Annotated in this window: 2 protein-coding genes; both read right to left on the reverse strand. The window is 70.9% G+C overall.

Annotation, left to right across the window (positions count from 1 at the left end; genetic code table 11):
• Positions 1–140: 140 nt before the first annotated feature.
• On the reverse strand, positions 141–1,346 hold the full coding sequence (locus ACIPVK_RS21670) for a cystathionine gamma-synthase (RefSeq protein ID WP_407614049.1): 1,206 nt from the start codon (positions 1,344–1,346) through the stop codon (positions 141–143).
• Positions 1,347–1,364: 18 nt separating this feature from the next.
• Positions 1,365–2,407, reverse strand: a 1,043-nt coding sequence (locus tag ACIPVK_RS21675; protein WP_407614050.1) for an aminotransferase class I/II-fold pyridoxal phosphate-dependent enzyme, incomplete at its 5' end; no start/stop codon positions are given.

A 2,407-nucleotide genomic window follows, 5' to 3' on the forward strand; every position in this document is an offset into this window, starting at 1 on the left:
GGCCCCCGCCGCCCCCCCCCCCCCCCCCCCCCCCCCCCCGCTTCTGGCCCCTGATCCGGTGTTCACACACCGTGCCGGGGCATGCGGCGGTCCGTCCCGGCCCCCTCAGACCATGTGCGGGACCGCCGCAAGTCTTTTTCTCAGGCGGCGGCGCCTTGAAGCGAGGCGCTGCGGGCGGCGGCCAGCCCGAGTTCGAGGTCCGCGATGAGGTCCTCGACCTGCTCGATGCCCACCGAAAGCCGCACCAAGTTCCGCGGCACCGCCAGCGGGGTGCCGATCACCGAGGCGTGGGTCATTTCCGCGGAGTAGCAAACCAGCGATTCGACCCCGCCCAGGGACACCGAGAGCGCAAAGAGCCGGGTCGATTCGGCAAACGCCCGTGCGGCGGCCTCGCCTCCGGCAAATTGCAGCGAGACGATCCCGCCGAAGCCGTTGGACTGGCTCTTGGCCAGTTCGTGGCCGGGATGGGTTGCCAGGCCCGGGTAGAGCACCGTCTCGACTTCCCCGCGGCCCTGCAGCCATCCGGCGATGGTGGCGGCGTTGGAACAGTGTCGCTCCATGCGCAGCCCTAGCGTCTTCAGCCCGCGGGCAGCCAGGAAACAGTCCTGCGGCCCGGCCACCGCTCCCCCGGCGAATTGCTGGAAGCCCACGGCCTCAGCGAGCTCCTGGCCGCGGAATGCCCGCTCCGCCACGATCACCGCGCCGCCGAGCACATCGGAGTGCCCGCCGATGTACTTGGTGGTCGAGTGCACCACCACGTCGGCGCCCAGGGTGAGCGGGCGCTGCAGGAACGGGGTGGCGAAGGTGTTGTCCACGACCAGCAGGGCGCCGGCGGCCCGGGCGATCGCCGCCCAGCCGGCCACGTCGGCGATGCCCAGCAGCGGGTTGGACGGGGTCTCCACCCAGAGCAGCGCGGTCTTCCCCGGCTGCACCGCCGCACTGACCGCCGCGAGGTCGGTGATGTCCACCGGGGTGTTGGTGATCCCCCACTTGCCGTGCAGGCGGTTGATGAGCCGGTTGGTGCCGCCGTAGCCGTCGGACCCGAGCACGATGTGGTCCCCCGGTTCCAGCACCGCGCGCAGCAGCGCGTCCTCGGCGGCGATCCCGGAGGCGAACGCGAAGCCGGCGTGGCCCGCCTCCAGTGCGGTGAGCTGGGTTTCGAATCCGCTGCGGGTCGGGTTGGAGCCGCGGGAGTATTCGTGCCCGTTGCGCAGCACGTTGATGCCGTCCTGGACGAACGTGCTGGTCTGGTAGATCGGCGGGATGACCGCGCCGGTGAGCGGGTCGGGGGCCTGGCCCGCGTGGATGGCCTGGGTGTTGAAGCCGTGGATGGTGGTGGTGCCCATGGTTGTTCGTCCCTTCTTCTAGGCGTTGATGGTTTCGCGGGGTGCGGCGGCGGGTGTTGCCGTGTCACTCTCGAGGGCGTCGAGCGCGGCGAGCAGGTCGGCCGCCAGGTCGGCGGCATCCTCGAGGCCGGCGGAGATGCGCAGCGTGCCGGCGCCGATCCCGGCGGTGGCCAGCTTCTCCGCATTGAGCCGGCAATGGGTCATGGCGGCCGGGTGGACCACCAGCGATCGGGTGTCGCCGATGTTCGCGGCCAGGGCGAAGAGTTCCACCGAGTCGACCAGCTGCGGCACCTTCGCCGGGTCCACCAGGTCGAAGGAGAACACGCAGCCGGTCCCCCGCGGGTAGTCGCGGGCCGCGAGTTCGTGATCCGGGTGGGTGGCAGCGGAGGGGTGGTGGACCCGGGCCACCGCAGGGTGCTCCGCCAGTGCCTCGACCAGCGCAAGCACGTTCTCCTGGGCCTTGGCCACGCGCAGCGAGAGCGTCTCGATGCCGGTGAGGATCGCGGCGGCGGAGGCCGCCGAGAGCGTGGGTCCAAGGTCGTGCAGGAACTTGGAGCGCACCAGCATCAGGTAGGCCTTGGAACCGTAGCGTTCGAGCAGCGAGTCCCCGTAGTACCTTGCCTTGGGCGCGGCGATCTGCGGCCAGCGGGCGGCATCGGAGAAGTCGAAGGTGCCGGCGTCGATGACCAGTCCCCCAAGAACCGATCCGTGTCCCGCCAGGGCCTTCGTCGCCGAGTGCACCACCACGTCGGCGCCGAAGTCGATGGGCCGGTAGGCGGCCGGGGTGGCCAGGGTGTTGTCCACGACCACCGGGATGCCCGCGGCGTGCGCCACCTCGGTGATGGCGCGCAGGTCCACCAGGGTGATCAGCGGGTTGGAGACCGACTCGAGCAGGAAGCCGCGGGTCTTCTCGGTGATGGCCGCGGCCCAGGCCGCGGGGTCGGCCGGGTCCACGAAGGAAACGGTGATGCCGAAGTCGGCGAAGGTGTCGGTGAGCAGGTCGACGGTTCCGCCGTAGAGCTTGCTGGAGGCCACCAGGTGGTTGGGTCCCTGCAGCAGCG

It is taken from the genome of Paeniglutamicibacter sp. MACA_103, from assembly GCF_045798555.1.
In the GTDB taxonomy this organism is placed as follows: Bacteria; Actinomycetota; Actinomycetes; order Actinomycetales; family Micrococcaceae; genus Paeniglutamicibacter.

Bases quoted from the DNA above. Each gene is read 5' to 3' on its own strand.
- ACIPVK_RS21670 (WP_407614049.1), bottom strand. From the start codon at position 1,346: ATGGGCACCACCACCATCCACGGCTTCAACACCCAGGCCATCCACGCG.